This is a genomic window from Cupriavidus sp. GW821-FHT02F09, assembly GCF_059421605.1.
Window position 1 is genome coordinate 1 of the sequence record NZ_JBWKVH010000069.1, and the last position, 25,747, is coordinate 25,747.

Genomic DNA, 25,747 nt, shown 5'->3' on the forward strand with positions numbered 1-25,747 from the left:
CACGGCTCACCGATTGCGGCTTGAGGTCACTAACCGGGCTTTCGACTAGGCCGCGCAGCCGTCGCCTTCGGGAGATCTCAAAACGTCCAGTTTGGCGTTGTAGGCGAGGTACGCCTCACAGAATCGTCGGATTCGGCGCATCGCCATACACCTCATGCGGGTCGAAGGTCTTCGCAGCCTCCATGAAGACGAGTTCGCCGCCTTGCGCACGTTCTTCACCGATCGGGACGCAGCGATAAAAGCAGGAGCGATAGCCCACATGGCAGCTCGCGCCGCTGCCGACGACATCGACGCGCAGCCAGACGGCATCCTGATCATCGTCGATGCGCATCTCGACGATCTTTTGTGTCAGCCCGCTCACGGCGCCCTTGTGCCACAACTGCTTGCGCGAACGACTCCAGTAGTGCGCCTCGCCAGTCTCAATCGAGCGCGTCAAGGCTTCGGCGCTCATGTAGCCCAGCATGAACACCTCGCCGCTGGCGGCATCGGTGGTCACGCAGGCGATCAACCCATGCTCATCGAACTTCGGCGCCAGTTCGGCGCCCTCCTCGACCTGTTCGATTGACGTTCGTGCGGCAAACAGGCTGGTGGACTCATTTCGGAAGGTATCGGCAGTCATTTTCTGTATCCATGGAGGTCGGGGTTCAGGTCGTCTCGCTTCGCACGGTGTACGCAGTCGGCTTTCGTGCACTGGGCAAACAGCATCAGGACTTGCTCCTGCAGACGGAAGCCGAGTTGCTGGGCCATGGCGGTCTGTCGCTGTTCGATGGCGTCGTCGCTGAAAGCCTCGATTCGGCCGCAATCCGGACAAATCAAATGGTCGTGATGCATTCCTCGTGATGCATTCCACCTGCGCCTCGAGAAGCAGGCGATAGACGTCGTCGGCTGACAAGTGGCTGGGTTCTGGGGTCACGAACAGCTTGAGGATCTCCAGCCTTTGCAGGGTCGCCTTGAGGCCGGCATGCCGCAGTTCACGCATGGACTGATTCATCGGTCTTGCACTCTCTGCTCAAGAAAGCGCACCGGGCGCGCCAGGGGTCGCTGCGCCAGGCCACCATCGCGCACCACCACCTGTCCGCGGACGACGGTGTGGATCGGCCAACCCGTGACGGTCATGCCGTCATAGGGCGTCCAGCCTGCGACACTGGCAATCCACTGGTTCTCGATCTGGCGCCGCGCCCGCAGGTCCGCAATGCTGAAATCGGCGTCGAAGCCGACCGCGATGCGACCCTTGCCTTCGATGCCGAAGACCCGGGCCGGCCCAGCGCTGGTCAGGTCCGCCAGACGCTGCAGGCTGAGCCGGCCCGCATGGACGTGGTTGAGCATGATGGGCAACAGGGTCTGCACGCCTGTCATGCCGCTGGGCGATTGCGGATAAGGTCGTGCCTTTTCCTCCAAGGTGTGCGGCGCGTGGTCGCTCCCGAGCACATCCACAACACCTTCGCGCACCGCCTGCCATAGCGCTTCGCCGTGAATGCCGTCGCGAATCGGCGGGTTCATCTGCGCCAGCGTTCCGAGCCGTTCGTAACACTCGGGCGCAGTGAGCGTCAGGTGGTGTGGCAAGACTTCCACGCTGACACGTGCCTTGTGCCGCGCGAGCAAGTCCATTTCATCCGCCGTGGACACATGCAGCAGGTGCAGGCGTCGCCCAGCCTTCCGCGCCAAGGCAAGAATGCGACGAGTTGCCCGCAATGCGCTTTCCTCGTCGCGCCAACGTGGATGGTCGCGCACATCGCCTGAGACCTCAACCAATGGCCGGCGTTGGCCGAGACGCTGTTCGTCCTCGGCATGCACGGCAATGCGCCGAGATCCATGGCGCAGTATCTGGCGGAGCACCGTGTCCTCATCGGCCAGCAGGTCGCCAAACGAACTGCCCATGAACACCTTGATGCCGGCGCAGCCCGGCAGCCTCTCCAGCATGTCCAACTGTTCCGCGTTAACGGCCGATCCGCCGATGTAGAACGCGTAGTCGCACCATGCAGTCCGCTCGGCGATGGCCAGCTTGGCGTCGAGATCCGCCCGCGTGAGCGTCAGGGGCTGCGTGTTTGGCATCTCGAAAACCGCGGTCACGCCACCCAGCACCGCACCGCGTGTGCCGGCCTCAATCGTTTCCTTGTGGATCAGGCCCGGCTCACGGAAATGCACCTGGCTGTCGATCACGCCCGGCAGCACGTGCAACCCGCGCGCATCGAGCGTCTCGTCCGCGCTCCATCCTTCCGCACCCAACGCCACGATGCGGCCCCCCAGGCAGGCCACCTCGACCGGATAGGCTCCGCCGGGCGTCAACACCGTGCCGCCCCGGATCAGCAGGTCGGCGTGGCAGTGGCGCCAACGGTTTGCGAGATCAGGAGAAGGCGTCACAAGAACCCGTTCTGGAAGCAAGTCGCGGAAGGGGTGCCGTCATGACCCGGATTCCTCGTCGGTTCGCAGCGCACCTGGCAGCTGCGCATCGAGGGACTCCCGGTACCGGACGCAGCCGCGCATGAACTGCGGCCATGCAGGTACAGCCAACGCCGTTTCGACACGCTCCGGAAGCAACGACCACAGGCCGGGATGGTGCCAACACAAGTCATGCCCGTAGCATCCCGATGCGCCCGGATACCCGCCCGCAGCTTCTTGACCTCGGCAATCCACTCGTCTCGGGACATGCGCGCGAGATCGAAATCAAAGTCCACTCCCAGCCTCCTTTACCACCTTCGGCAACCCAGGCACAAACGTCAACGCCTCGTCGCCCGGCGGCTGCACTTCGCGCTTCAGACGGATGACCACGTCGTAGTTCTGGGCGATCAGCTCGCGCATGCGCGCCTCGATCGCGGACACATCCTCTGGCGTGAAGGGACGCTCGTGGGCGATGTCGTAATAGAACCCGCCTTCGATCACGGGCCGACCACCATTTGGGCGGTCGGACACAGCTGCTTGACCGCATGCCCGACCAGGTGGGCGGTTGAATTGCGGATGATCTCCAGGCCCTCCTCGTCCTGTGGGGTGATGATCTTCAGCGCGGCGCCATATTCGATCACGTCGCTCGCATCGACAAGACGGCCGTCAACCTTGCCGGCCAACATCATCTTTGCCAGGCCGGGGCCGATGGCGCGGGCCACGTCGGTGACCGAGACCGGGCTGGGGAACTCGCGGCGAGAATTGTCAGTGAGCGTCACCACAACGGGCTTCGCGCGTTGGTCAAGAAGGGGGGGCACGGTCGGTACTCTTCGGTGAGGTTTGATCAGACGCGACTTCAACCCGCCATCGCCGGCACCTCCGCGAATCGCGCACCTTCGGCATGCCCGCCGAAATTGGGCTCGACACGGAGGGTGCGCAACGACGCGGGTATGTAGCGCTCGTAGTAGCGTGTAAGCGACCGCTTGACGTTGGGGCGGTCGTACGCGGGAAGCGTGTGCAGGGCCAGCCCCGGCGGCAAGGCGACCAACGTGCCATCCTTCACGACCTGCACGCCGGACTTGAAGACCATCTTCGCATTCCGGAACATGGTCGCGTAGTCGGCTTGCGGCGCGTACACCGTCACGTCGGCCACATGCCCGGGCGCCAGGCTGCCGCGGTCGTGCAGGCCCAACAGACGTGCGGCCGCGCTGCGCGTCATGACCGCGATCTCGTACAGGCTGTATTCGCGCTTGAGATGGGGCAACAGCGTCATGGCGATGGCCTCCTGATTCAACCCGGCCACGGCCTCGGCCCGGTAGTCCGCGTCCATGAGCAGGCGAAACAGGTCGGGATAGCGGGTGAACGGGGCACCGTTCGGATGGTCGGTCGTGAAGAAAATCCGCGACGGATCGTCGGCCAGCAGGAAGAGGTCTAGGCCAATCGCCCATTGCAGGCTGTTTACGAAGCTCTGCTCGCGGTACACGTTGGGCACGACGCCCCCACCCCCTTCGCATTCCACCAGGCTGAAGACGCTCTTGTTCGGATTGGCAGCCTCACTGTTGCTGAACTGGGCGATGACATCGGACGAAATCGTCACCGTCGGCCCGAACAACACCTGGCCGACGTCCATCGTGATGTTGGGGTGGCGCTTCCAGGCCTCGATCAGGTGCGCGGCCGCCGAGGAGAACTGGCGCGCGCCCTCACGGCCGTAGCCATAGAACTGCACGTGCGCCAGGTGCATGGGCATGCCCTCGGCCGCCTCCATGGTCGCGATCGCGGTGTCCACACTGCTGCCGGCGATGCCGAGGTTGTTGCAGTGCACGTGCAGCGGGTGTCTCACACCCAGCTGGTCCACGGCCCGCTGCAAAGCCTGCAGAATCTGGCGTGAGCTGAGTTCGTAGGTCGGCACGACGTCGTCCAGCCCGAAGCTGTTCACGTTCTGCTTGAAGGCATTCACCCCGCCCGCATTGATCACCTTGAGGCCCAGGCAGCGCGTGGCGTCGAGCGTCCACGCCACGTGGTCGTTGATCGCTTGCTGCGGGGCATCGGCATGGAGTAGGCGCAGCAGGTAGTCGTCGTTGCCCAGGATCGCCAGTCCCGCCGTGTCGAGAATCGGGATATCGGCCATCTCCAGATGCACGGCCAGGGCATTGCATGGCAGCACGGCAGGTTCGACCACGGTCGTGTAGCCCATGAGCGCGTAGCGCTTGCCCGTCCCGGTGGAAGACCACTCGCCGAGACGTCGCCCCGACTCGGCCTGCCGCACCGCACGGAATGTGGACGCCAGTTGCAGCTCGGGCAGCAGCAGGCGGGCGTTGTTGACGTTGCCGCCGGCAATATGCGAATGGATGTCGATGGCCCCGGCCATCACGATGTGACTGGAGAGATTGATCACTTCGTCGAAGCGTGCACCCGGGCCCGGGTCATCGATCAACCGGTCATCGCGGATGTACAGGTCCGAGACCACACCGTCCAAGCCTTGCGTCGGATCGAAAAGCCGCCCTGCTTGGAGTTTCTTGAGCATCTTGCCATTCCTTCGAAGTTGCATTGCGTTGGTGGATATGCGGCTGGACCGACCTAGAGTTCGTTCTGGATGTGCTTGTACCCCTGCACCAGGCTGCTGTTCGTGCGCGCGACATCTTCGGAAAACTCCGAGGCCTGGGCCGTGACCTTGGGGATGCAGGACAGGTCAGTGCGCGGTCCGATGCGCTCAGTGGACGGCACGTAGAAGCCAGGCGGCAGGTCCATGCCGTCCACCACCGCGTTGTGGCGCACGACGCAGCCGTCCGCGATGCGGCAGTTGAACAGCACGCTGTTGAAGCCGATGAAGACCCCGCTGCCGACCTCGCAGGGGCCGTGCACGATGGCGCGGTGGGCGACCGAGGTGCGCTCGCCGATGATCACCTGCGCACCGGACTTGGAGTGGATGACCACCCCGTCCTGGATGTTGGAGTGCGCGCCGATGACGATAGGCTGGATCGCACCTTCCGCGTCCACTTCGTCGGCACGGATCACCGCATAGGGACCGATGAAGACGTTCTCGCGCACCACGACGCGACCGCAAAGAATGGCCGTCGGATCGACGAAGGCCGACGGGTGTACTTCCGGCAGATCGCCGCGCGGGTTCCGGCGGATCATGGCCGGGGCCCCGAGTCGCGAGGGCCGACCCGCGGCGCCGGATTGGCCCGCCGCTCGCCCCGCTGGAGGCGCTCGAACAGGGCGGGGTCGGACCATTCACGGACGACCGCCTCGGAGAAGACCAGATCCCCGAGATCGATTAGGCCCATGCGCGGGTTGTCCGCATCCTCGCGGAAGCACTGGGCATAGCCGGTGTCGGTCTCATGCACGATGACCGAATGCAACCGCACCTCGGCCTCGCCATTGACCATGTCGGTCAGCCCGAGCAAGGTGTCGATCAGGCGGAAGAACATTCGCGAGAACTGCTCCGCGCTGGGCGACACGGGCATTAGCACCCAGCGTTCGGAGTGCCGCCGACAGGCCGCGAGGTAGTCTGGGTCGTCCCCGGACCATAGAGCCACCGCGTGGTCGAAGGCGTCGATGAGTTCGCGCACGCCCGGCTTGAGCAAACCGAAGTCGTAGACCATCTGCCCCCGGTCGAACGCCTGGGCTTCGAGCAGCACCTCGATCTTGTACGAGTGACCGTGGATCGAGCGCGCGCAGCGCCGCGTGGTGCAGCCGCGCACGATGTGCGCGCTCTCGAACTTAAAAAGCTTGCGGATCAGCATGGCATCTCACGTGGATCCGTTGGTGCGGGCGGTACCGGGTCGTAGCCTCCCGGGTGGAAGGGATGGCAGCGCCCGAGGCGGCGCATCGCCAGTCAAATGCCCTTGAGGGCGCCATGCGTGCGCAAGGCCTCGATCGCATACTGCGAGCACGAGGGATAGAAGCGGCAATTGCGCCCCAGCACTGAGCTGAGCTGAGCAGGACTTGATAGCCGCACATCAGGAACACGAGGACTTTCACGGGCCACGGTTTCATGCATCGACCTCCTCGTGCTGCCAGGTCGGACCTTGCGGGGTGCCAATCAACACTATGCCGGCGGCGGTTAGTTCATCGCGCAGCGCGTCGGCGCGCTCGAAGTCACGTTGGCGCCTTGCTTCTTCGCGCTCGGCCACCAGCGCCTCGATGCGCGCGCTGGACAACTGGGGGGTGGCATCCACGCGGGGGGCCGTAAGTTCGCACAGGGCGATCCGCGGCGATTGCTGCAGTAGGCCCAACAGCATACCGGAGGCCAGCAGCCGCGCCTTGACCTGGGCGCGAGCTTCCTCCATCGCAATGTTGTCGAGCGCGACCGCCATGCCATGCAGGTGAGTCAGTGCAGCGGGAGTGTTGAGGTCGTTGCACAGCGCGGCTAGTATCTCGGGATGCGGTTCCGCCCCCGGCGCGGGGGGCAGGTCCTCCACCTCGGCCAGGCTGCGGTAGATGCGCCCCAGCGTCTGGCGTGCCGACGACAGGCGGCGTTCGTTCCAGTCCAGCGGATGGCGATAGTGGGTGGAGAGCAAGGCGAGCCGGATCGCCTCTCCCGGTGCCTGCTCCAGCAGGTCGCGCACCAGCAGGACGTTGCCGAGGGACTTGGACATCTTCTGCCCATCCACGGTGACGAAGCTATTGTGCACCCAGGTGCGGCAGTACAGCGCGCCGTGGGCGCAGGTGCCTTGGGCGATCTCGTTCTCGTGGTGCGGAAAGATCAGGTCCTGACCGCCACCGTGGATGTCGATGGTCGGACCCAGGTGACGCCCGATCATGGCCGAACACTCGATGTGCCAGCCCGGTCGGCCGCGGCCCCAGGGGCAGTCCCAGCCCGGTTGGACGGGTGTGGAAGGCTTCCACAAGACGAAGTCCATCGGGTCACGCTTGTAGGGCGCGACCTCCACCCGAGCACCGGCGATCATGTCCTCCACCCGGCGCCCCGACAGATGACCGTAGCCCGGATAGGACGGCACGTGGAACAGGACGTGGCCTTGCGCGACGTAGGCGTGGCCGCGCGCGATCAGGGTCTCGATCAGTTGCACGATAGCGGGGATGTGGTCGGTGACGCGCGGCTCCAGGTCGGGCGGAGCGACACCGAGCGCGTCCATATCCGCATGGTAGGCGTCGACGAAGCGTGCGGTGATTGCGCTGATCGGCACGTTGGCCTCGGCCGCCGCCGCGTTGATCTTGTCATCCACGTCGGTGAAGTTGCGCGCGTAGACTACCTCGGGGTAGCGGCGTCGCAGCAGGCGCGCCAGCACGTCGAAAACGACAGCCGGCCGCGCATTGCCGATGTGGGCGTAGTTGTAGACGGTTGGCCCGCAGACATACATCGTCACGCGATCGGGCGAAGCAGTCACCAGTGGCTCCTTCTCGCGGTGGAGCGTGTTGAAGAGGTGGATGGCCGGCAGTGATTCAGGTGCCCTTTCGATCACCATGGTGGCGCCTCCTCGACCTGGATGGCAGCGACAAGCTTCTCGAAAACGGCTTCGACTATCGTGCGGTCGACGTCGCGCGCGATGAAGACGAATTTCGAGCGCCGATCGTCGCTCGGCCACTCGGGAAGCAGCACCGGAGGGTGAAAGATGTGCTGCACACCATGCACAACCAGCGGCCCCGCCTCTCCTTCGATATTGACCAAGCCTTTGATCCGCAGCATTTGCTCGCCCAACAGCGACGTCATCAACTCAAGCCAGACCCCGAACAGGTCCGGTTTTATGGGAGTCTCCACCGTGAAACAGAACGAGCGAATATGGTCGTCGTGACGGTTCACATCATGGGCGTGGGCGTGTTGATCATCTAGCGCATGCGCATAGTGGTGCTCCTCCATGTCATGTTGATGCTCCTGGTGGTCGTGCTCGGCGCCGTGAGTTTCCTCACGATGCTCGTAGACCTCCTCCTTGAGCCAGCGGCGCACGTCGAGGGACCTGTCTACCGGATTGAACAGGCCGAGGTTCAGGACGCCCTGCGGCGCGACGAAACCGTCGCGTACCCAAATCTGCGTGGCGGCTGGATTGATAGGCTTCAGGCGCGCGCGCAGCCGGGTGATCTCGTCCGGCGTCGCGAGTTCCTGTTTGGTGAGCAGCAAGCGGTCGGCCATGGCGACCTGCTTGACGGCCTCCGGGTGGGCATCGAGCGTCCGATTGCCGGTCGCCAGGTCGACCGTGGCCACGATGCCGTCAAGGCGATACCGGCCCACGATGAACTCGTTCGTCATCAGCGTGTGGATGATCGGCGCCGGATCGGCCAGACCCGTGGTTTCGATCACGACCCGCTGGAACTGCCGCCGACCGTTGCGGGCGAAGCGCCAGGGGATGTCCCGCAGCGTCTTCACAAGGTCCCCACGGATAGTGCAGCACAGGCAGCCGCTGTTCATCTCCACCACTACATCTTCCTTGCTGTGGGTGACCAACAGGTGGTCCAGGCCGATTTCGCCGAACTCGTTGATGATGACCAGGGTGTCGGCAATTTCCGGCTGGCGCACCAGGTGGTTGAGCAGGGTGGTTTTGCCGCTGCCCAGGAAGCCGGTCAGCAAGGTCACGGGAATCAAGTTCATGTCGTTCTCTCGAAGGGTCACGGCGATACGGTCGGGCGTCACGTGTTGGACGATGGCGCCAGATCGCCCTATGCCCTGGCGACCACGACGACATAACCATTGGAATCGCGCAGCCAGACTTCCCGATGTTTTGCATCGGCGTTGTCCTTGGGCCCTTCCAAGACTTCCGCCTTTTGCCGCATGATCCGGCTGACGATGTCATCGAACTGGTCTGTCTGGAACCACAATAGGACACCATTGCCGCGAGGCCGTTGCATCGAATCGCCCATGTGAGGATGGTTGTGAGCATCGCAGTGGTGAAGCTGCATCACCGTGTGCCATCCCCCATGAGCTGCTCGTAGCCCTTGCTGCCATGACCACTTTCAAGGCCAAGCACGTCCTGATACCAATCGCTGGTTGCGACAACGTCATGGGTGGGGATGAGGGGCTAAGGATTCATGGGTTTCCTTGGTTCTCATATGCCAGGCTGGATGGCCAACTTGGCGGTCCTTCGAAGGCCCGGTCCATGTTGTTGAGATTTGAAACCTGCGCGGCGGCATCGTGTGCATGCAGGCTCTCGAAATGACGCACACCGACGGCGGCCTCGCCGTAGCCGGCGCACAGCGCGGCATGCAGGCGGCGTGCCGCGTCCTCCACATACATTAGGTTCTGTCCGTTCAGACGAGCGAAGGCCTGCTCGTCCTCGCGGCGCACGGCAGTCTGTACTGGCGTCCTCAGAGCCGCCTCGGCGATGTCGATCAGGCGCTGCAGGCCCAGATCCTCTTGGGTCTCGGGCACGCGCACGCGAATGACGGCCGTGCTGCGCTGGCTGTGGGGCGTCGCCAGCGTGGCGTTGTGCCGCAGCCAGTCCGCCGCCTCTGCCACCGAAATGTTGGCTCCCCCATCGACATGCGCGAGGAAGGCGTCGTGCACGTGCTGACGCGACAAGGCCGCCGAGCACGGGCAAGTGGAGGAGTACGCGATCTCCACTTCGAGTTCGAGCTTCAGCCGCCCATCCTGCCATAGGGCATCGAGGCGGACCGGATAGGACTTCCAGCCACCCAAATCGGGGCTCACGAGCGCCGGCCTCCGGCACAGCCATGCGAAGGCGATGGAGAGACGCGCCCGCGTCGAACCGCAGTCCGCGTGGCTCGCCACCATGTCGCGCAGCAAGGCAACCAGAGCCTGCGGCTTCAGGACCGACGCCTTGGCAAAGCCGTCGAGCGCGCGGTACAGGCGCGACATGTGGATACCCTTGACAGTGCGCTCCGGCAGATCGACCTGCACGTCGCAGCGCGCGTGCACCGGGGCACTCACCTCACCGACTTCGGCCAGGCACACCGGAAAATTGATACCCTGCATTCCAACCCAGTCCAGCGGCAAAGCTGTCGTTGGGCGGTCGTTCAGCGCCACGTCGGGGAGCCTGACGTTCATTCGGCGGACTCCCATGACGGGAAGGGATCGGGGTAGTCAGCCCAGGCCTTCGGCCCCTGCGCCATCTCGGCATCGGTCAGCAAAACGGCGTCGAAGCGTTGGCGCAGCGCTGCCTCGTCCATGCCCATGCCGATCAGCACGAGTTCCTGCCGCGCGTCCCCTACCCCCCCTACCCAGTTCACATCGATCATCTTGAGGGCCTCGACATCCTCGGGCCAGTGCGCCCGCGGCACGGCAGCCCACCAGTGGCCGGCGCGGTCGTGTCGGCACACGGCGCCGGCTTGCGACCAGGAACCTGCATAGGTCGGCCGGCTCGCCAACCAGAAGAAACCCTTGGAGCGCATCACCCCGGACCACTCGCTTTCGATCAGATCGAAGAAGCGCTGGGGATGAAACGGCCGTCGCGCACGATACACGAAGCTCGTGATGCCATAGGTCTCGGTCTCCGGCGTGTGCTCGCCACGCAGCTCCTTGAGCCAGCCCGGCGCGCGAGCGGCCTCCTCGAAGTCGAACAGGCCCGTGCCGAGTACCGTTTCCAGCGGGACCTTGCCAAACTCGGCGATCTGGATCCGGGCGCGCGGATTGAGACCACGAAGAATGCCCACCAGCTGCTCGCGTTCAGCTTCGCTGATGAGATCGACCTTGTTGAGGACAATCACGTCGCAAAACTCGATCTGCTCGACCAGCAGGTCGACGACGGTGCGGTGGTCTTCCTCGCCCAGGGACTCGCCGCGCGAACGCAGGCTGTCATGGGAGCTGTAGTCCTTCAGGAAATTGCAGGCGTCGACCACCGTGACCATCGTGTCCAAGCGGGCGATATCGGACAAGCTTCGCCCGTCCTCGCCCGTGAAGGTGAAGGTTTCCGCAACCGGTAGCGGCTCGGAAATCCCCGTCGATTCAATGACCAATTGATCGAACTTCCCTTCTTTCGCCAAGCGGTTTACTTCAAGCAGCAGGTCCTCGCGCAGCGTGCAACAGATGCATCCATTGCTCATTTCCACCAACTTCTCGTCGGTGCGCGACAGTTCCGCACCGCCGTCACGCACAAGTGTCGCGTCGATGTTGACTTCCGACATGTCGTTGACGATGACCGCCACACGGCGTCCTTCGCGATTGTTCAAGATGTGGTTCAGTAGCGTTGTCTTGCCGGCACCAAGGAAGCCGGACAACACGGTAACAGGCAGACGGGACTGTAGATTCACGGGCTAAGGCTCTTCAGTTCATATTTATATAGGCAACCATTCACAGTGGAACGGAACCAGGAAATACCAGGAGTGCTCGGTGGATAGTGCTCGGCTCGCGCTGCCCGCCCAGCCCTGCACTGCGAAGACGGCGACCGTCAAGCCTCGGGGGGAGCGGATGCTGCCTTGCCGATGTCGCAGTTGCCCTTCATCCAGGCAGGGCAACGCTGGCGAGACCGTCAATGCGAAAGGCATCGCTCGCACACGCCCCGCACCGCTACCTCGGCCTGTAAACCCCGGTTCCCCTGGGCCGCCCAGGCATCAAGGGCAACTTGAATCGCGTCGCAAAGCTCCGGCAGCTCCATCAGCCGGAACTGCCTATGGCACCTCCGGCACTCAAAACGAGGTAACAGGTCCAGCGTCGATGCAGAACTTCCTGGACAAGCGACCCAGCCGTAGCGGGCAACTCTCTCTTGGTCGACGACCCGCTCAAGCAGCCCAGCAGCGGCGAACCTGTCCAGAAGGCGATACAGGGTCACCCTGCTGAGGTCGAACAGTTGCTCGCGAAACGGCTGTAGATTTGCGGGTGCGTCAGTAACTCCTGGCCTGCCTGCTCGAACAGAACAAATAACTGCCGCGACGCGGCCGTACAACGAATCCCCATCGCTGCAAGCTTCGTATCGGCACCAACCTCGAACTCCGTCTTCACGGCACCCTCGCCTTTATGTTTATGCAACTAAATTGCATCTGCATAGTAAACGCAACGCAGTTGCATTGCAAGTGCGAATGTGGGGGCTCCTGGCCGAGCGTTGGAGGCCATCCAAAGCCGGCAAGCTCATCCGAGCCGGCCGTGGCCGGATCAATGCGGACACCGCGCCTTCCTTCAGACACCCAGTCGCCCTGAAGAACCCTTGCCTCTGGCTAACATTTACCCTTGCCGGCTGAGTAACTAGGGTTGGCCTCGATCGATTGATTTAATATATTCAAAACGCATTAAATATCGATTTAACGCATTATTTCTACCACGCCCCCTCCTGTGCGGGGTAGGGCATCGTTGTGTTCGCTGATCCGCCCGGCGCGTGCGAGTGCTTGAAAAATCACCTCTTCCCAATTGCGGCTTTCGGCGGCGTACGCTCAGGTCGTCGGACCTATGCGCCTCAAAATTGATATTGCCGCGCCCCTTCTGCTTCACGATACCTCGACTTTGGCGGGCGCCCTTGGCATCCTGAACACTCGCCGGAAATCCACCAAGCCTGGCGGGTTGACGATGCTGGCAATTGCATTCAGCGCATTGGCCGTTGGCGCCACCCTCTCCTCTCTGGGGGAGCAGACCGCCCTGCCTCCATGGCTGTGGACACATCTTGGTCTTCTGCTCGGCACCGCGGGCTACGTGCTGGTCTGGGGCGGCATGCGCTGCGTGAGTGGGCGGCGCAGAATCCATCGCTGGCTGATGCTCTCCGTCCCCATGGGCTGGTTTATTGTCGGGCTTGTCACTCAGTTTCCACTCGTCGACGCCCTACTAGCCAGCGCACACCATCTCAATGCCGTCTACTTCCTCGCTGCCGCGGCCGTCGAGCTCTGGCGAGATCGGCTCAGTGATCCGTTTCCCTCGCGGCTGCCCCTGATTCTCTGCCTGGCAATCATGCCGCGATCGAAGCGGCTCGCCTCATCTTCAGCATCGGTGACACCGCCACCTCGTTCGACCTGGCCACCGCCCTCTTCCTGCAGATCACTCCTCGTGATCACCCTGGTCAATGAACGCACCGAGGCTGCACTCCTGCTCGCGGCACACACCGACAGCCTGACCGGTGTCGGCAATCGGCGGTGGTTCCTCTCTCGCCTGCCGGCCAAGATGCTCCCTGGCAGCGCCGTCGCCGTCCTCAATTTCGATCACTTCAAGCTGATGCGTGGCGCGGCACGTTGGCGACACGGCTCACCGATTGCGGCTTGAGGTCACTAACCGGGCGTTCGACTAGGCCGCGCAGCCGTCGCCTTCCTTCTGGAGATCTGGAAACCGTCCCGCCTAGCTTTCGGCAGCAACCCGCACCGCGCGAGCATCCCCGGATCCAGCCGGAGCGTTGCCAGCAGCGCGCGAGCGAGCTGCTGTGCAGCAAGACGTTGCGATATGGAAAGGCGTTGCCCGGCAACCAAGACATCGACGTCATCGCGGTGCTGGCCATTTGACGACGATATAAAAGGTTGCGCTGTTGCGACAGCCGGTACGCGAAATAGATGATTGGATCTCGATGTTGTATCGTGACGGTCTCGGATCTCGCCTACGGTATGGATACCGTACGGCTTTCGTGGCGGGCCTAGCGTCCTTCGTGGCGCCTCGATTACGTGGTGTACAGCTGGGCGGTTGGTTACTTGCGACGCAGTGAAGTCCTTCGTCAGGTTGGTCCTGGGCGCGCTTCGGCGCGCTTTTTTCTTTGGCGCATCGGCGCATCTAGCAACTACGCCTCGAGCGTGGATTCCCTCGGGCCAGTCTGGAAATTCCACTTTCGCCCCTTCGAGCACGATGCGGTGTCACTGATGCAGGCGATCGACGTGCTGGTGCATCCGGCAGCGAAGCTGTTGGCCTTGATTATTCTCGAAGCGGTTAAGTTGCGGCAAGCCGGTAGTTGCCACCTCGCTGGACGGCATTCCCGAAACCTTCATCGACGGCGACCACGGCGTACTGATGCCGCCGCGCGACGCTAGAGCCCTGGCCGCGGCAATGTGCCAACTGGCGGCGGACCCGAGGCGCGCGGCGCGGATGGGGAGCCGCGGACGTCTTTGGGTGGAGGCGAATTTTTCGCTCGCATCTCTGGGGCGCGAAACGGTGCAGTTGTATCAGGACTGTCTGTCGGCAGCGCACCATCGAAAACACCGCGCAAGCTGACCGCCTCAAGCCGCGGGCAAGCATCAATCTGCTCTCGCAGGTGATGGTAGGCGCGCGCGAAGGGCAAAGGTGTAAGGCAATATAAAAGGTCGCGGCACCCGACCGCTTGAAAATCCTGTCTGCACGTGGGGGTGGCGCGGCACCCGCCAGGGAGCGGCTGTGTGCCGCGCCGGCATTGGCGAAGCCGCATGCTTCGTCCGCCAGACTACGACGGCCTTGGATGGAGTCGCCGCCGCCGGGCTGCTCCCAAAGCGAATACCGAAGCGCTGCTGCGCGAAAGTACTCCAATGAGCCGCAGCGACGACGACCGTTTCCGCGTCCGCCCCGGGGGCACCAAAGCAGCGCGGCGACGCCTTCGTCAACCAGGTGCTGCGCCAGACCAACAAGGCCGGTGCCAGGTTTGGGAAGGCAGTCGGCAAAGCCGGCCAGCGGCCCGGCTCCCGGCTGGGGCACGGCCACGTCGCGGCGCGCTTCGCAGGCCGTGGATCGGGGCCGAACGCCCCGCGCGCCACGATCACGGCGCGCCTGGTCAATCTGGCCAAGGCTGGGCCACGCTCGACCGCCGCGCACCTGTGCTACATCGAGCGTGAAGGTGTCGATCGCCAGGGTGGGCCGGGCCACGCCTACGGCCCGACGACTGATTCCGCGGATACCGCCGCCTTCGAAGAGTGCGGGCGCGAGGATCGGCACCAGTTCCGCTTCATCGTCTCGCCGGAGGACTCCGAACAGCTCGACGACCTGCGCACCTACGCCCGGCACCTGATGACGCGCATGGAAGCCGACCTGGGCACGCGGCTGGACTGGGTGGCGGTGGATCACTGGAACACCGACAACCCGCACACGCACGTCGTCCTGCGCGGCAAGGACCACACCGGCAAGAACCTCATCATCTCGCGCGATGGCATCGTGGAGCGCGTGGCCGAAGGCGTCTGGCGCGTCCCCGGCGACTTGCCCGAACGGGGCCGCTAATACGACGCGCAGCGCCGGGGCGGCGTGGCCGTGGAGCTGAATCCGCACCTGCCCATCGAGCGGCAAGCCCGCGTGATCAGCGCGACCTGGCTGGACCAGCAATTGATCGGCGGCCGTCAGGGGCTGGGCGATCTGGGTCTTGGCGGTGAGGTCAAGGACGCGCTGCAACAGCGCGCCGACTTCATGGCCGAGAATGGACTGGCCGAGCGGCGTGGCCAAGACGTGATCCTGGTGCGCAACCTGCTGGCAACGCTGCTTGGGCGCGAGTTAGCGAAGGCTGCGCAGGACATTGCCGCTGAAACCGGCATGGAGCACCGTCCGGTGGCCGACGGGCAGCGTGTGGCCGGTACCTACTGGCGCAGCATGCTGCTTGCCAGCGGGCGTTACGCCATGCTCGATGACCGCATGTGGTTCAGCCTGGTGCCATGGAAGCCGGTGATCGAACAACGATTAGGGCAGCAGCTTGTTGCAACGGTGCGTGGCGGTGGGGTGTCTTGGGAGATCGGTCTGCAGCGGGGGCCATCTATGGGTTAGCGATGCGCCTGTCTGGGCTACAGTGTGCCCGCCAATTCCATGATGACCTCGCGTACCCACCGCTGACCGCTGTGGCCGTGGTTGCGCTCGTGCCACAACATGCTCACGGCGAAGCCCGGCACGGGAAAAGGACATTCGACCACCTTGAGCGCCTCGCGGCGATTGCGTACCAGCCGCTCCGGCACCAGGGCGACAAAGTTCGAGTGGGCGACGATCTCAGGCACGACCAGAAACGACGCGGCAGAAAGCGCCACGTTGCGACGGTAGCCCAATGCCGCCAACCCGTCATCCACGGGGGTCGTAAAGTCACCACCGCGCAGTGAAACGATGACATGCTCGAGCCGCGCGAACTGCTCGACGGAAAGCCCGCGGCGCAGTTCGGAGTGCCGCCGCCTGCCGATCAGTACGTAGCGCTCATCGAACAGATGCCGGCTGCGCAGGCTGACTGGGCCATGCTCGGGCGTCATCAGCGCCAGGTCCACTTCGCCATTGCCCATCTGCGTCTCCAACTGGGATGGGTCGAGATGGCGCAAGGCAATCCGCACACCGGGCACCCGCGTTCGCAGCGCAACCGCCAAGGGTTGCACCACTGCCGCCTGGAGATAGTCGGTGCAGGCGATGGCCACGGTGAGGATGGCCTTTTCGGGGTCGAAGTGGCGATGCTCAGCCAATGTGGCGCGTACCTGATCCAGTGCGAGGCGAAGCGGATCAAGCAGTTCGAGCGCCTTGGCAGTGGGTGTCATTCCACGCTGCGTCGGTATCAGCAAAGGGTCATCGAATAGCGTGCGCAGACGGCTCAGCTGGGTACTGACCGCCGGTTGACTGAGGTGTAGGCGCTCTGCCGCGCGCGTTACGTTCTGCTCCACCAGGAGGGTTTCCAGTGTGACCAGAAGATTGAGATCCAGCTTCTTGGTATCCATTCAATTGATGATAGGTGAAATTTGTTTTTATTTCACAAATACCTTAGGACCACCCAAACTGCCTGCTATCTCAATTTCGATCCTCTATGAAAGCCCAGCTCATGTCATCAACCAGCAAAAAGAAAGTGCTAATCGTCCATGCCCACCCCGAGCGGACTTCCGTGACGCGTCATCTTGTCGATATCGCCATCGAGGTACTGAAAGCCCAAGGCCATGAGATCATGCAGTCCGATCTGTACGGCATGGGATGGAAGGCCGTTTTCGACGGCCAGGATTTTCCCCAGCGCGCCCATCAGGACCGCCTGTCTTTCATTGAGGAGTCGAGACACGCCTTTTCCAACGGCTGCCAGACGCCAGACGTCGAAGAAGAGCAACGAAAGATCCTGGCGGCGGATGCGGTGATCTTGCTGTTCCCGCTATGGTGGTTCAGCATGCCCGCGATTATGAAAGGGTGGGTAGACCGGGTGTGGGCCTTTGGTTTGGCCTATGGCTACCAGGGGGCCGGCAACGCATATCGCTACGGTGAAGGCGGCTTTTCGGGAAAGCGGGCGCTGCTGGCGGTCTCTGTCGGCGGGCCAGAGGAAGACTATTCGCCCCGTGGCATCAACGGACCGCTGGAGCAACTGCTCTTTCCCATCACGCACGGTACGCTGTTCTTCCCCGGCATGCAGGTGCTGCCCACCTTCGCGGTGTACGGCAGTGTGCGAATCGACGACGGGCGCATGGCCGAAGTCGCCACCGCCTGGCGCGGTCGAGTGGAGCGTCTATTCGACGATGCGCCGATGGCTTTCCGTCCACAGAACGGCGGCGACTACCCAGACCGCCACGTGCTGGCCGACCACATCGCACCGACTCGAACGGGTCTGACGGCTCACATCGCCGATGCCTCTCGACCCGCTGCGTCCGAGGAACGCTGCGCTCCTGTCCCCGTCGCCATGCTGGAGATCTGATGAAGACGATCGTGATCCTCACCTGCAGGGCAGTTGCTTCTGGCGGAGCGCTGGCAGCCGTGCTACGCCGGGGTTGGGGGCTGTCTGCCAAGGCTTTGCCGCAGGCTATGTGCGCGCTGCGCATAGGCTATTGGAAGGCACGGGAGTGGTTCTGGAGTTCGAAACCGCCACCTCAGAAGATGCGATGCACTTTGTAGGAGTCCCGCCATATGTGGCGCAAGAACTGCTCCACGTGCAGAACTGTGCCCTCAAGCGCTTACCCGGCTTCGTGTCGCTGGCCAGATGAGATGAACACAGGCTGGGCTTCAGCCTGCTGCCATGGAAGCCAGTGATTGAGCAGCGGCTTGGGCCGAAGATCGCTGCCACGGTACCCGGCGGTCCGGGAGATCTGGCGGCAGCGCACCCTTCGGTTTGAACTCACATAGTCGGCAACACAGTGACGGCCGCAGCCGCGCTGCCGCACGATTTCACATTAAACATGCATGTGCATGCAAATACATTGACACACGAACTTGCCTTCATTAATATGCATGCACATGCAATTATATTGAAGGCCATATGGAATCCATCACCATCTACTCCGACTACGTGTGCCCCTACTGCCTGCTTGCAGAAAAGGGGCTGTCCGAGGCAATCGGAGACAGGGACATCTCCATCAACTGGCGTCCCTTCGAGCTGCGTCCGGCGCCCGAGCCGACGCTGAGGCCGGAAGACCCGTACCTGCCCGCGGTCTGGCAGAAGTCCGTCTATCCCTTGGCTCAGCGTCTCGGCGTGCCGATCCGGCTGCCGTCGATCTCGCCCCAGCCTCGCACCGCCAAGGCGTTCGAACTTCTGGCGATGGCCCAGAACCAAGGGCTGGATCACGCTTATTCCATGCGCGTCTTGCGGGCCTTCTTCCAGGAGGGGCGAGATATTGGCGATTGCGAATGCCTGATCGAGATCGCGGCCGAAGCCGGGCTCGATCCTGACAAGGCCCGGCAGGCGCTCGACAGTGGAGCCTATGCCCAGCGCCACCGCGAGGCGCAGCGCCATGCCCGCGAGGACATGCGCATCACCTCCGTGCCCACCATCGTCGTCGGGCAGCGTGTGTTCCGGGGCACGCCGCCTTTGGACGAACTGAAGCGGGCCATCGACCAACTCGCCGGCGAGGAGGATGGCGGACTGCCGCCCTCGAATCCCGGCGCCTGAGCACCGTATTTCAAATCTCCACCCAACCGCCCCTCGGGGCACATCACCGAAAGGAACCTTCATCATGAATTGGCTTTATCTGGGCGCTGCCGTGCTCTTTGAAATCGCGGTCGCCATCTCCGCAGGGAATGCCCAAGGATTCACTCGCCTCTGGTGGACGGTCGCCACGCTGGTCAGCGGGGCGATCGCCACTTTCTTCCTCAGCCTTGCACTGCTGACCTTCGATGTCGGCGTGGGCTACGCGATCTGGACCTCCATCGCAGGCGTCGGCGTCGTCGTTCTGGGCGCGCTGTTCTTCGGGCAGCGGCTGACCTGGAGCAAATCTCTTGGAATCGCCCTGGTCATTGGCGGTGTCGTTGGCCTGCGGCTCAGCGGCGCGGCGTGACGCAGCAACAAACCATGACCTCATCCCACTCCCATCCCCATTCTGAAAAGGAACCCGAAGTGACAACCACAAATGAAACGAGCCAGAAGAACGGACGCGCTTGGACCATGCTGCTGCTGGCCGGTGCCTTCGAGATTGGCTACGCGCTCAGCGTGGCGGGCAGCAAGGCGTTCACGGTGTTGAACTGGTCGATTGCCGCCGCAGTGTTCTTCCTGCTGACGCTGTATGCCCTCAGCGTCGCCCTGAAAACCATCGACGTGGGCATCGGCTACGCGGCATGGGCGGGCATCGGATCGGTGGGCGCGGCGGTCTTCGGCAGTGTTCTGCTCGACCAGCCGGTCACGCCGAGCCAAGCCTTCTGGCTGGCGGTCATCATCGGCGGTGTCGTCTGGTTGAAACTCGCCGACAGTGCCAAGCTCCAGGCCGACAAGAGGCGGGTGCCCGCATGATGGGAACCGACTTTGCTGAGCGCCTCACGCAGCGCATGAAGGAAGTCGTGGCCTGTTCAGTGGAGCATGTCCATGGCGGCGGCATACCTTTCACCGCGTTTGTGGTCGATGCCAGCGGTACCGTTCTCGGGCGCGGAGTCAATCGCGTCCGGGAGCACCATGACCCGACCGCGCACGCGGAGGTCGAGGCCATTCGTGATGCATGCCGGGCCACTGGCAAGCCGCACCTGCATGGGATGACGCTGCTGGCATCGGGAGAACCCTGCGCCATGTGCTACCTCAGCGCGCTCTACGCGGGCATATCGCAAGTGCTCTTTGCTGTGGACCGGGATGAGGCTGCGCAGCATGGGTTCGACTATCGCGGAACCTATACGGTGTTCGCCAGCGATCCCTTGGGGTGGCGGTCACCTGCTGCGAGCAAGCTACCTGTGCCGGACAGCATGCAGCCCTTTCTGACATTCCGCTCAGGAGCGGCGACGCCATAAGGTCGCTCCTCTTGATTTATTTGCATGGGCATACATATGAGAAAATGAACTATCCATCATTCAAGAGGAGCACACGACGGTGATGCCAAAGAAAAGCGATGCATGGCTCAAACTGATTCAAGTCGTCGCCAATGTCGAGGCCGACCTGGGCAAGGTGCTGCAAGCGCAGCATGGGCTTGGGCTTTCGGAATATCGCGCGCTGGAAATACTGGCGCGGTCTCAAAGTTCCGAGTTACGCATGCAGGAGCTGGCCTCGCATCTGCTCTTGAATCAAAGCTCGGTTTCGCGGTTGGTCGAGCGCCTGGAGCGCTCCGGCTTCACCGTCCGCGACCTGTGCCCGGACGACAAGCGTGGGGTGTACACGGTTCTTACCTCAAAGGGTCGTGCCTGTCTCGCAGAGGCACAGCCCGACTACGAAAAGGCACTGGAGGCCGCGCTCAAGGAGCATGGTGGCGAGAAACTGCTGTCGTCGAACTTCCTGAAGGCAAGATAGGCGACGCCTCGGACACCGCAACGGCGGGAGTGATTGCCTGCGTTGGCTACTCGTGTGTGGCAGGTTTCTGCGTGTGCAGTAGCCGCCTGAGCTCCCTGTGACCCAGGGCAGGCTCCGATAGGCAATGAGGCCTGACTATGGAGCTAACACACCTGCGCTGCTTCCTGGCTGTGGCCGAAGAACTCCACTTCGCCCGTGCGGCCAAGCGCTGCACATCGAGCAATCCACGCTGTCGCGGGCTATCAAGGAACTGGAAGAAGACCAGGGCGCGCAGCTTTTCATCCGCAGCACTCGGCTGAGCCGTGCCGGTAAGCTATTCATGGAACACGTGCCGCGCGTGTTCGCCGCCTCGCAGCAGGCACGCGACAGCGTCAAGGCGGCCAATGGTTTCCATGGCCTGCCCTGTCTGATGGCATCACACCGTCACTCCTACCAACCCTGCTGGCGCTGTGCCGTCAGGAAGAGCCTGAGGTCGAGATACGTCTGTTCGAGATTCCACTGTCGGAGCGGCTCAAGGGCCTGCATGATGACCTGTACGACGTGGGATTCGCCTAGTCTGATGACGCCGGCGACGGCATCGTCGCCGTACCGGTCTGGAGCGAACCTCTGATGGTCGCCGTGCCGTCGCGGCATCCGCTGCTGACCCACAAGCGAAGAACTGGCGGCACGCTGTCACTGACGACGAGCGCTTGCGACTGTTGCCCCTGATCAGAAACGAGATAGCGATCAATGCGTTCCCGCAGTTGACGTTGCGTGCGGTCAAGGATGCACTGCGCATGCCCGTGGCGGAGGCACTAGGCGTGCTGGCAATGCTGGAGGCGCTCTACTGGGTTCCCACACCGTGGCGTTTGTCGAACGCATCCAAGCATGCCTTGCATCGCCGTGGATCGAAGCGCTGGAGCCCGATGACCTGCGTTTCCCCGCGGTGGACGCGGTCTTCAGGCAGCAATCCAGTTCGCCGAGATCATGAGTCTGCCGAGTCCAGTACGGCAGGCATCGCCATTGGCTCGAAACCTCGACGGTTACAAACCGGCCTCCATTGTGGAAGCGGCCTCTGCGCCGGCCACATGGGTGACCGATGCATTGGCTCACGTCCGGCGCGACTGTACGTTTGTGGGGTGCACGAACTTCCTCCGAATCGCAGGTCTTCTCGCATTGGAACAAGGCGTAGCGTTGGATTTGGAGACCCTTCAAGCGGTGTTTTCGAAGGCGCCGGGGTTTCGGACGCTGGACCCGGAATCGGGATAGTTCACCCTAGCGGACCGTGAGAGGAGCGCAGCCGCCAGCCGCATGCGCGAGCTCATGAGCGTGGCGCCCGGCAGCGTCGATATCGACACCGTAGCCTCCGCACTCATGACCGACGACAGGTGGTGCTATCAAGAAGGTGGCCGAGCGTTGGCCGTGCCGCCGTTGCACGTACTCGCCAAACTATTCTCGGGCTGGAATTGGCTCAAAGCCAACAGCGACAACAAGTACACGGCCAAGACAAGGATCGATGCCAAGGCGGTTCTGTCGATGACCGAACTCGGTGCCATTGAGGTCCTGGAGATGCTCGAGGACGTGGCTACCCGAGCTGAATTGGCTGCGCACCTGATGGGGAGTCTGGGAGTCAGCAACATGGCGGTAAGCCAAGTGACTGCCACGTCCTCTGCGCTTTGCAAGCTGGACCGCGCAATCCATGCCATTCGAGGTCGAGCGCAGCCGGCTGAAGCGCCTCATCAAGGCTCGCAAGCGCAGGATGGCGGAGCAACTGGCAAGCCTGCCTGTGGCAGAGTTCGCCAGACAAGATGTCGATCTTTCCGCACCGCTTCGCATCATGGTGACCTAGTCGGCCTCCATCGTCGCCATCAATCTCCGGTTCGTGTATCTGCCCGACTACCTGTCCGGAAAGGCGCTCGGCGTATTCGAGCACAAAGATCGGGCATCACCTGATATCAGTGTCAAGGCCAACAACCAGATCCGTCACCTCGCGAGAGTCGCACAAGCGCTGGGCATCGGACCGGGTGAACGGGTCGAAATCACCTTCGACGTACCTGGAAGAACCTATGACATCCCCAATGCCAAGCCGCATGAAGGGGGCGTACAGCCATTACCGACATCCAATGCCCCAGGCGTGATCCAAAATTGAATGTCGCGTCCCGTCGACGGAGGTGAACTGATCGGCACGGGGCAAATCTGCTGCAGGGCTGTAAAGCCACGGTGGGTAACCGTCCCCCGTCACCTGCCGCACGCAGCATCTATGCGCTGATTCGTGCTTCAGGACGCCGGAGATGCACAATCCCCAGGCTCCCAGATATGGATTTGCGTCCGTCTGGCACGAATCGAATGTTCTTGACAGCGGACATTTTTCATTCCGGCCATGGATCGCGATGCGCCAATTATTTAAATAACGAACTTGATATGCGCTTTGCGCAGAATCTTTGTCATGAGAAAGTCGATCGTACATCTGTCCATGCTTGCTGCGCTGTCGGGATGCGGTAGCAGCAGCGGTGTATCCCGCGGGCTAGTTGCTGGGGCCCAGCTTCCCCGGACGGAACCTCGTCCGCATCCATCGGTTCTACAATTTCCGATGCAACCATACTCGCTTCGGCGCCTGAGGCAACCTACGCCGACTCCGACAGGCGGGCCGCGTATGACTACCTAAACTCTCTGCGCGTGCAACGCGGCTTCGGCGGGCGTATCCAGCGTGTTGCGTTGGACAAGGCAGCGCAGGCCCACGCCGAGTTTATTGCTGCCAATCTGGACGTCGGCCGTTCGGATGCCTATGGGCATACTGAGAATCCGCCATATCCCGGTTACACAGGCACCCTCCTGCTCGACTGAGCCAACTCGTACTCATATGGCAGCATTGGCGTCGGTGAGAATTTGGCCGCCGAACCCGAGTGATTGTTGCGGTCGTCCTCGTCCATCAATATCTGTCCCTGTTCGAGTTCACAATCGCGCCAAGCGGCGGGGGACCGCTCAAGGCAACGCTGCTCACGAGCGCATCGGACCCAAACAGGCTCATGCCGAGCAACGTCGCCGCGCTGATTCCAGATGTCCCTTTGGCAACGAAGACGATATATACGGCAAAGCGGGTTGGCACGAACGACGGCCAGCCGATCAATAAGACCTGGAGCTTCACGACGCAGTGAGCAACCGTTCCGCATTTTGGAAGGTCCGGGGCGGGCCTCTTCAATTCGCCGCAGAAACGGACACGGCCCGCCGAAGCGGGCCGTCGTGCTGCTAGGAGATATCAGGCGACGCGCCAGCGGGAGGCACCCGGCTGCCGCCAATGCGCCAACAAGGGCGCCGAGGATGCCGCGTGGCAGCGCGGCACTTTCAGCGTAGGCGATATTCAGGCTTTCAGTGTCCTGCCTCATGACGACAATGTTAAAGGCTGCGCTGCTGCGACAGCCAGTGCGCGCACTAGATGATCGGAGCTCAATGTTGTGTCGCGACGGTCTCGGATCCCGCCTAAGCTATGAGTGCCGCACGGCTTTCGCGGCGGGCTTAGCGTCCTTCGTGGCGCCTTGATTGCGTAGCGTGCTATCACAACTGGGCGGTTGGTTGCTTGCTATGCAGTGAAGCCCTTCGTCATGGTTCCTGGCCCGCTTCGGCGGGCCTTTTCTTTGTGAGACGCGGAAAAGTGCTTCTGTGCGTACACTTACCCCTCCGATCGGTGCCCGCCACTTAATAGGGGTATTGAAATTTCTGCAACGCGGCAAACTTCGGGGCGGCAAACTAACTGACCCAACGTTGCCGTGTTCGGGGGGGGTAGGTCAAATCCCTGCGCCTACACCCGCTTTTTGCAATATCAACAAGTGAGGCAGGAAATACGGCGGTGACCATTTACCTTTTAGGATTATTTATTTTCGAAGCATCTTGGTTCCTCCCGTTTAGAAAGGTCTTCAAGGCTGCTCGCTTTAGCGGGTACTATGCCTGCTTAGCGTTGCTCCCCCTAGTCGGCCCATTGGTCTGTATCTGGATACTAGCTTTCCGCCCCTGGCCGCTGAAAACCCGCTTAGTTCGCTCGTACTCATAGTCGTGCTTCACGCCGCTGTGAGCGCCGTCGAAGATTGAATGGCCCGCTTCGGCAGGCCTTTTCTTTGGCGCGTCAAAGGTTGCCTTGTCCAACGCGAACAGAAGAAATCTCTTTTACGGTAGAAATATACAGAAAGCGCGTTGTATTAATCCCCCAATAAACGGGAATATAGGACCCATCAGATCGCCTATGCTAGATTCGTCGCCAGGTTCCCCGTCTCGGTCGACGCCCTCGTTAAGTCGCCGATCCTAGGACGGCGACTTTTTTTCGTCAGTCATCCCAGCCTCAAATGCAACCTGTCGCCTTCGTTCCGCAGGACTGGCTCCTCAATGCCGCGCGTAAGGAGCGAAGGCGTGTGCAGGTCTATCTGGTATCCGGTGCCAGGTCGCTTGGCACGATCAAGTCGTTCGACAACTTAGTCGTGCTGCTGAACACAAATGGCGTCATGCACGCAATCTACAAGCACGCGATCACGTCCGTCCAGTTAGAGGACCTTGGCGGTCTGGCGCGCAAGAGATCCGAAAGCGATCCTAAGGCACCGGTCGTGGTCGTGCGAAAGCGCCGTCCGATACGAGACTGACCGCTGACCCGCAGAAAATCTCGATTACGCAGAATTTATGATTTATGCGCGCCTTTTGAAGCTGTGCCGCTTGCAAGGCCTTGCGCTGCGGACGATAGTTTCCATTCGCCCCCAGCAAGATCGACATGCAGCCAGATAACCAGCCAGTTCGAATTTCGCTCGAGGAATTGAGGTCGTTCGCTTCAGTGCTAACCAACGGCTCTCTGCTCAAGCAGGCTACGTTGCGCGTGATCGCCGAACAAGACGATCATCGCCGCAATCAGGAGGCGAAGGCGCTGGAGCTGCGCATGCAGCCCAACTAAGCAGACAAGACGTGCCGCGAGGACCTCTCGCACAAATGGAGCCGGCTATGCTATTCGCAGCTGCTAC

24 protein-coding genes and 6 pseudogenes are annotated in these 25,747 nt (G+C 62.4%); 15 read left to right on the forward strand and 15 right to left on the reverse strand.

From position 1 onward, the window contains the following. Positions 1–115 precede the first annotated feature (115 nt). From hisI to AC07XB_RS37190, 14 genes and pseudogenes are all read right to left on the reverse strand, one after another. Complete coding sequence (hisI, locus tag AC07XB_RS37125) at positions 116–619, reverse strand: phosphoribosyl-AMP cyclohydrolase (protein WP_492832758.1); 504 nt, start codon at positions 617–619, stop codon at positions 116–118. Further along, positions 616–991, reverse strand: a pseudogene (locus AC07XB_RS37130) (transcriptional repressor). Before AC07XB_RS37130 ends, hisI begins: the two are co-directional and overlap by 4 nt. Continuing rightward, entirely contained in the window at positions 988–2,361 is a 1,374-nt protein-coding gene (locus tag AC07XB_RS37135) for a dihydroorotase (RefSeq protein ID WP_492832756.1), read from the reverse strand. Before AC07XB_RS37135 ends, AC07XB_RS37130 begins: the two are co-directional and overlap by 4 nt. A gap of 393 nt (positions 2,362–2,754) precedes the next feature. Next, positions 2,755–3,197 (reverse strand): annotated as a pseudogene (locus AC07XB_RS37140) (TGS domain-containing protein); the annotation flags it as partial. 38 nt (positions 3,198–3,235) lie between these two features. Beyond that, a complete protein-coding gene (locus tag AC07XB_RS37145; RefSeq protein ID WP_492832754.1) occupies positions 3,236–4,903 on the reverse strand; it encodes a formylmethanofuran dehydrogenase subunit A in 1,668 nt (555 codons plus the stop codon). A gap of 53 nt (positions 4,904–4,956) precedes the next feature. After that, on the reverse strand, positions 4,957–5,517 hold the full coding sequence (locus AC07XB_RS37150; RefSeq protein WP_492832752.1) for a gamma carbonic anhydrase family protein: 561 nt from the start codon (positions 5,515–5,517) through the stop codon (positions 4,957–4,959). Next, the gene (locus AC07XB_RS37155; RefSeq protein WP_492832750.1) at positions 5,514–6,125 is read right to left on the reverse strand and encodes a 6-pyruvoyl trahydropterin synthase family protein; all 612 of its coding nucleotides are present in this window, start codon (positions 6,123–6,125) and stop codon (positions 5,514–5,516) included. Before AC07XB_RS37155 ends, AC07XB_RS37150 begins: the two co-directional genes overlap by 4 nt. Beyond that, positions 6,119–6,340, reverse strand: a pseudogene (gene yidD, locus AC07XB_RS37160) (membrane protein insertion efficiency factor YidD). The gene AC07XB_RS37155 and the pseudogene yidD overlap by 7 nt, the downstream one beginning before the upstream one ends. A gap of 34 nt (positions 6,341–6,374) precedes the next feature. Beyond that, the gene (gene cysS, locus AC07XB_RS37165) at positions 6,375–7,808 is read right to left on the reverse strand and encodes a cysteine--tRNA ligase (RefSeq protein WP_492832748.1); all 1,434 of its coding nucleotides are present in this window, start codon (positions 7,806–7,808) and stop codon (positions 6,375–6,377) included. Beyond that, positions 7,802–8,926 carry a CobW family GTP-binding protein gene (locus AC07XB_RS37170; protein WP_492832746.1) on the reverse strand — a complete coding sequence of 375 codons (1,125 nt, stop codon included), beginning with the start codon at positions 8,924–8,926 and terminating at the stop codon, positions 7,802–7,804. The genes cysS and AC07XB_RS37170 overlap by 7 nt, the downstream gene beginning before the upstream one ends. Before the next feature lie 68 nt (positions 8,927–8,994). After that, positions 8,995–9,195, reverse strand: a complete 201-nt coding sequence (locus tag AC07XB_RS37175) for a hypothetical protein (protein ID WP_493688188.1) — start codon at positions 9,193–9,195, stop codon at positions 8,995–8,997. A 166-nt stretch (positions 9,196–9,361) separates the two neighbouring features. Next, positions 9,362–10,339, reverse strand: coding sequence for a GTP cyclohydrolase FolE2 (gene folE2 / locus AC07XB_RS37180; RefSeq protein WP_492832742.1), 978 nt, complete (start codon positions 10,337–10,339; stop codon positions 9,362–9,364). Further along, positions 10,336–11,541: a zinc metallochaperone GTPase ZigA gene (gene zigA, locus AC07XB_RS37185; protein ID WP_492832740.1), complete on the reverse strand. Its 1,206-nt coding sequence runs from the start codon at positions 11,539–11,541 to the stop codon at positions 10,336–10,338. The genes folE2 and zigA overlap by 4 nt, the downstream gene beginning before the upstream one ends. Before the next feature lie 514 nt (positions 11,542–12,055). Continuing rightward, positions 12,056–12,229 carry a hypothetical protein gene (locus AC07XB_RS37190; RefSeq protein WP_492832738.1) on the reverse strand — a complete coding sequence of 58 codons (174 nt, stop codon included), beginning with the start codon at positions 12,227–12,229 and terminating at the stop codon, positions 12,056–12,058. Positions 12,230–12,670: 441 nt separating this feature from the next. Here AC07XB_RS37190 and AC07XB_RS37195 point away from each other — a divergent pair, with 441 nt between their 5' ends. The 3 genes and pseudogenes from AC07XB_RS37195 to AC07XB_RS37205 all read left to right on the forward strand — a co-directional run bounded on the left by AC07XB_RS37195 (position 12,671) and on the right by AC07XB_RS37205 (position 15,904). Beyond that, positions 12,671–13,471, forward strand: coding sequence for a hypothetical protein (locus tag AC07XB_RS37195; protein ID WP_492832736.1), 801 nt, complete (start codon positions 12,671–12,673; stop codon positions 13,469–13,471). Between the two features lie 660 nt (positions 13,472–14,131). After that, positions 14,132–14,401, forward strand: a pseudogene (locus tag AC07XB_RS37200) (glycosyltransferase); the annotation flags it as partial. Positions 14,402–14,688: 287 nt separating this feature from the next. Then, positions 14,689–15,904: pseudogene (locus AC07XB_RS37205) on the forward strand (DUF3363 domain-containing protein). A gap of 17 nt (positions 15,905–15,921) precedes the next feature. Here AC07XB_RS37205 and AC07XB_RS37210 read toward each other — a convergent pair. Continuing rightward, the gene (locus AC07XB_RS37210) at positions 15,922–16,824 is read right to left on the reverse strand and encodes a LysR family transcriptional regulator (RefSeq protein WP_492832734.1); all 903 of its coding nucleotides are present in this window, start codon (positions 16,822–16,824) and stop codon (positions 15,922–15,924) included. Positions 16,825–16,910: 86 nt separating this feature from the next. Between AC07XB_RS37210 and AC07XB_RS37215 the strand changes: the two genes are divergently transcribed. The 12 genes and pseudogenes from AC07XB_RS37215 to AC07XB_RS37270 all read left to right on the forward strand — a co-directional run bounded on the left by AC07XB_RS37215 (position 16,911) and on the right by AC07XB_RS37270 (position 25,680). Beyond that, positions 16,911–17,774: an NAD(P)H-dependent oxidoreductase gene (locus tag AC07XB_RS37215; RefSeq protein ID WP_492832732.1), complete on the forward strand. Its 864-nt coding sequence runs from the start codon at positions 16,911–16,913 to the stop codon at positions 17,772–17,774. A gap of 558 nt (positions 17,775–18,332) precedes the next feature. After that, positions 18,333–18,962 carry a DsbA family oxidoreductase gene (locus AC07XB_RS37220; RefSeq protein WP_492832730.1) on the forward strand — a complete coding sequence of 210 codons (630 nt, stop codon included), beginning with the start codon at positions 18,333–18,335 and terminating at the stop codon, positions 18,960–18,962. 64 nt (positions 18,963–19,026) lie between these two features. Next, the gene (locus tag AC07XB_RS37225) at positions 19,027–19,347 is read left to right on the forward strand and encodes a DMT family transporter (protein WP_492832728.1); all 321 of its coding nucleotides are present in this window, start codon (positions 19,027–19,029) and stop codon (positions 19,345–19,347) included. A 14-nt stretch (positions 19,348–19,361) separates the two neighbouring features. Further along, entirely contained in the window at positions 19,362–19,796 is a 435-nt protein-coding gene (locus AC07XB_RS37230) for a DMT family transporter (RefSeq protein WP_492832726.1), read from the forward strand. Further along, complete coding sequence (locus tag AC07XB_RS37235) at positions 19,793–20,281, forward strand: nucleoside deaminase (protein ID WP_492832724.1); 489 nt, start codon at positions 19,793–19,795, stop codon at positions 20,279–20,281. The genes AC07XB_RS37230 and AC07XB_RS37235 overlap by 4 nt, the downstream gene beginning before the upstream one ends. 82 nt (positions 20,282–20,363) lie before the next feature. After that, positions 20,364–20,774: a MarR family winged helix-turn-helix transcriptional regulator gene (locus tag AC07XB_RS37240; RefSeq protein ID WP_492832722.1), complete on the forward strand. Its 411-nt coding sequence runs from the start codon at positions 20,364–20,366 to the stop codon at positions 20,772–20,774. Positions 20,775–20,911: 137 nt separating this feature from the next. Then, positions 20,912–21,428, forward strand: a pseudogene (locus AC07XB_RS37245) (LysR family transcriptional regulator); the annotation flags it as partial. A gap of 1,024 nt (positions 21,429–22,452) precedes the next feature. Then, the gene (locus AC07XB_RS37250; protein WP_492832720.1) at positions 22,453–22,602 is read left to right on the forward strand and encodes a hypothetical protein; all 150 of its coding nucleotides are present in this window, start codon (positions 22,453–22,455) and stop codon (positions 22,600–22,602) included. Between the two features lie 33 nt (positions 22,603–22,635). Further along, a complete protein-coding gene (locus AC07XB_RS37255) occupies positions 22,636–22,902 on the forward strand; it encodes a hypothetical protein (protein ID WP_492832718.1) in 267 nt (88 codons plus the stop codon). 754 nt (positions 22,903–23,656) lie between these two features. Then, on the forward strand, positions 23,657–23,908 hold the full coding sequence (locus tag AC07XB_RS37260; protein WP_492832716.1) for a hypothetical protein: 252 nt from the start codon (positions 23,657–23,659) through the stop codon (positions 23,906–23,908). Between the two features lie 1,179 nt (positions 23,909–25,087). Then, the gene (hfq, locus tag AC07XB_RS37265) at positions 25,088–25,378 is read left to right on the forward strand and encodes an RNA chaperone Hfq (protein ID WP_492832714.1); all 291 of its coding nucleotides are present in this window, start codon (positions 25,088–25,090) and stop codon (positions 25,376–25,378) included. Positions 25,379–25,503: 125 nt separating this feature from the next. Continuing rightward, on the forward strand, positions 25,504–25,680 hold the full coding sequence (locus AC07XB_RS37270; RefSeq protein ID WP_492832712.1) for a hypothetical protein: 177 nt from the start codon (positions 25,504–25,506) through the stop codon (positions 25,678–25,680). The last annotated feature ends 67 nt before the right edge of the window (positions 25,681–25,747 follow it).

Coding starts and splice junctions, on each gene's coding strand:
- hisI (WP_492832758.1), bottom strand. CDS start 619: ATGACTGCCGATACCTTCCGAAATGAGTCCACCAGCCTGTTTGCCGCA.
- AC07XB_RS37145 (WP_492832754.1), bottom strand. CDS start 4,903: ATGCTCAAGAAACTCCAAGCAGGGCGGCTTTTCGATCCGACGCAAGGC.
- AC07XB_RS37150 (WP_492832752.1), bottom strand. CDS start 5,517: ATGATCCGCCGGAACCCGCGCGGCGATCTGCCGGAAGTACACCCGTCG.
- AC07XB_RS37155 (WP_492832750.1), bottom strand. CDS start 6,125: ATGCTGATCCGCAAGCTTTTTAAGTTCGAGAGCGCGCACATCGTGCGC.
- cysS (WP_492832748.1), bottom strand. CDS start 7,808: ATGGTGATCGAAAGGGCACCTGAATCACTGCCGGCCATCCACCTCTTC.
- AC07XB_RS37170 (WP_492832746.1), bottom strand. CDS start 8,926: ATGAACTTGATTCCCGTGACCTTGCTGACCGGCTTCCTGGGCAGCGGC.
- AC07XB_RS37175 (WP_493688188.1), bottom strand. CDS start 9,195: ATGGGCGATTCGATGCAACGGCCTCGCGGCAATGGTGTCCTATTGTGG.
- folE2 (WP_492832742.1), bottom strand. CDS start 10,339: ATGAACGTCAGGCTCCCCGACGTGGCGCTGAACGACCGCCCAACGACA.
- AC07XB_RS37195 (WP_492832736.1), top strand. CDS start 12,671: ATGCGCCTCAAAATTGATATTGCCGCGCCCCTTCTGCTTCACGATACC.
- AC07XB_RS37210 (WP_492832734.1), bottom strand. CDS start 16,824: ATGGATACCAAGAAGCTGGATCTCAATCTTCTGGTCACACTGGAAACC.
- AC07XB_RS37215 (WP_492832732.1), top strand. CDS start 16,911: ATGAAAGCCCAGCTCATGTCATCAACCAGCAAAAAGAAAGTGCTAATC.
- AC07XB_RS37220 (WP_492832730.1), top strand. CDS start 18,333: ATGGAATCCATCACCATCTACTCCGACTACGTGTGCCCCTACTGCCTG.
- AC07XB_RS37225 (WP_492832728.1), top strand. CDS start 19,027: ATGAATTGGCTTTATCTGGGCGCTGCCGTGCTCTTTGAAATCGCGGTC.
- AC07XB_RS37230 (WP_492832726.1), top strand. CDS start 19,362: ATGACCTCATCCCACTCCCATCCCCATTCTGAAAAGGAACCCGAAGTG.
- AC07XB_RS37235 (WP_492832724.1), top strand. CDS start 19,793: ATGATGGGAACCGACTTTGCTGAGCGCCTCACGCAGCGCATGAAGGAA.
- AC07XB_RS37240 (WP_492832722.1), top strand. CDS start 20,364: ATGCCAAAGAAAAGCGATGCATGGCTCAAACTGATTCAAGTCGTCGCC.
- AC07XB_RS37250 (WP_492832720.1), top strand. CDS start 22,453: ATGCCATTCGAGGTCGAGCGCAGCCGGCTGAAGCGCCTCATCAAGGCT.
- hfq (WP_492832714.1), top strand. CDS start 25,088: ATGCAACCTGTCGCCTTCGTTCCGCAGGACTGGCTCCTCAATGCCGCG.
- AC07XB_RS37270 (WP_492832712.1), top strand. CDS start 25,504: ATGCAGCCAGATAACCAGCCAGTTCGAATTTCGCTCGAGGAATTGAGG.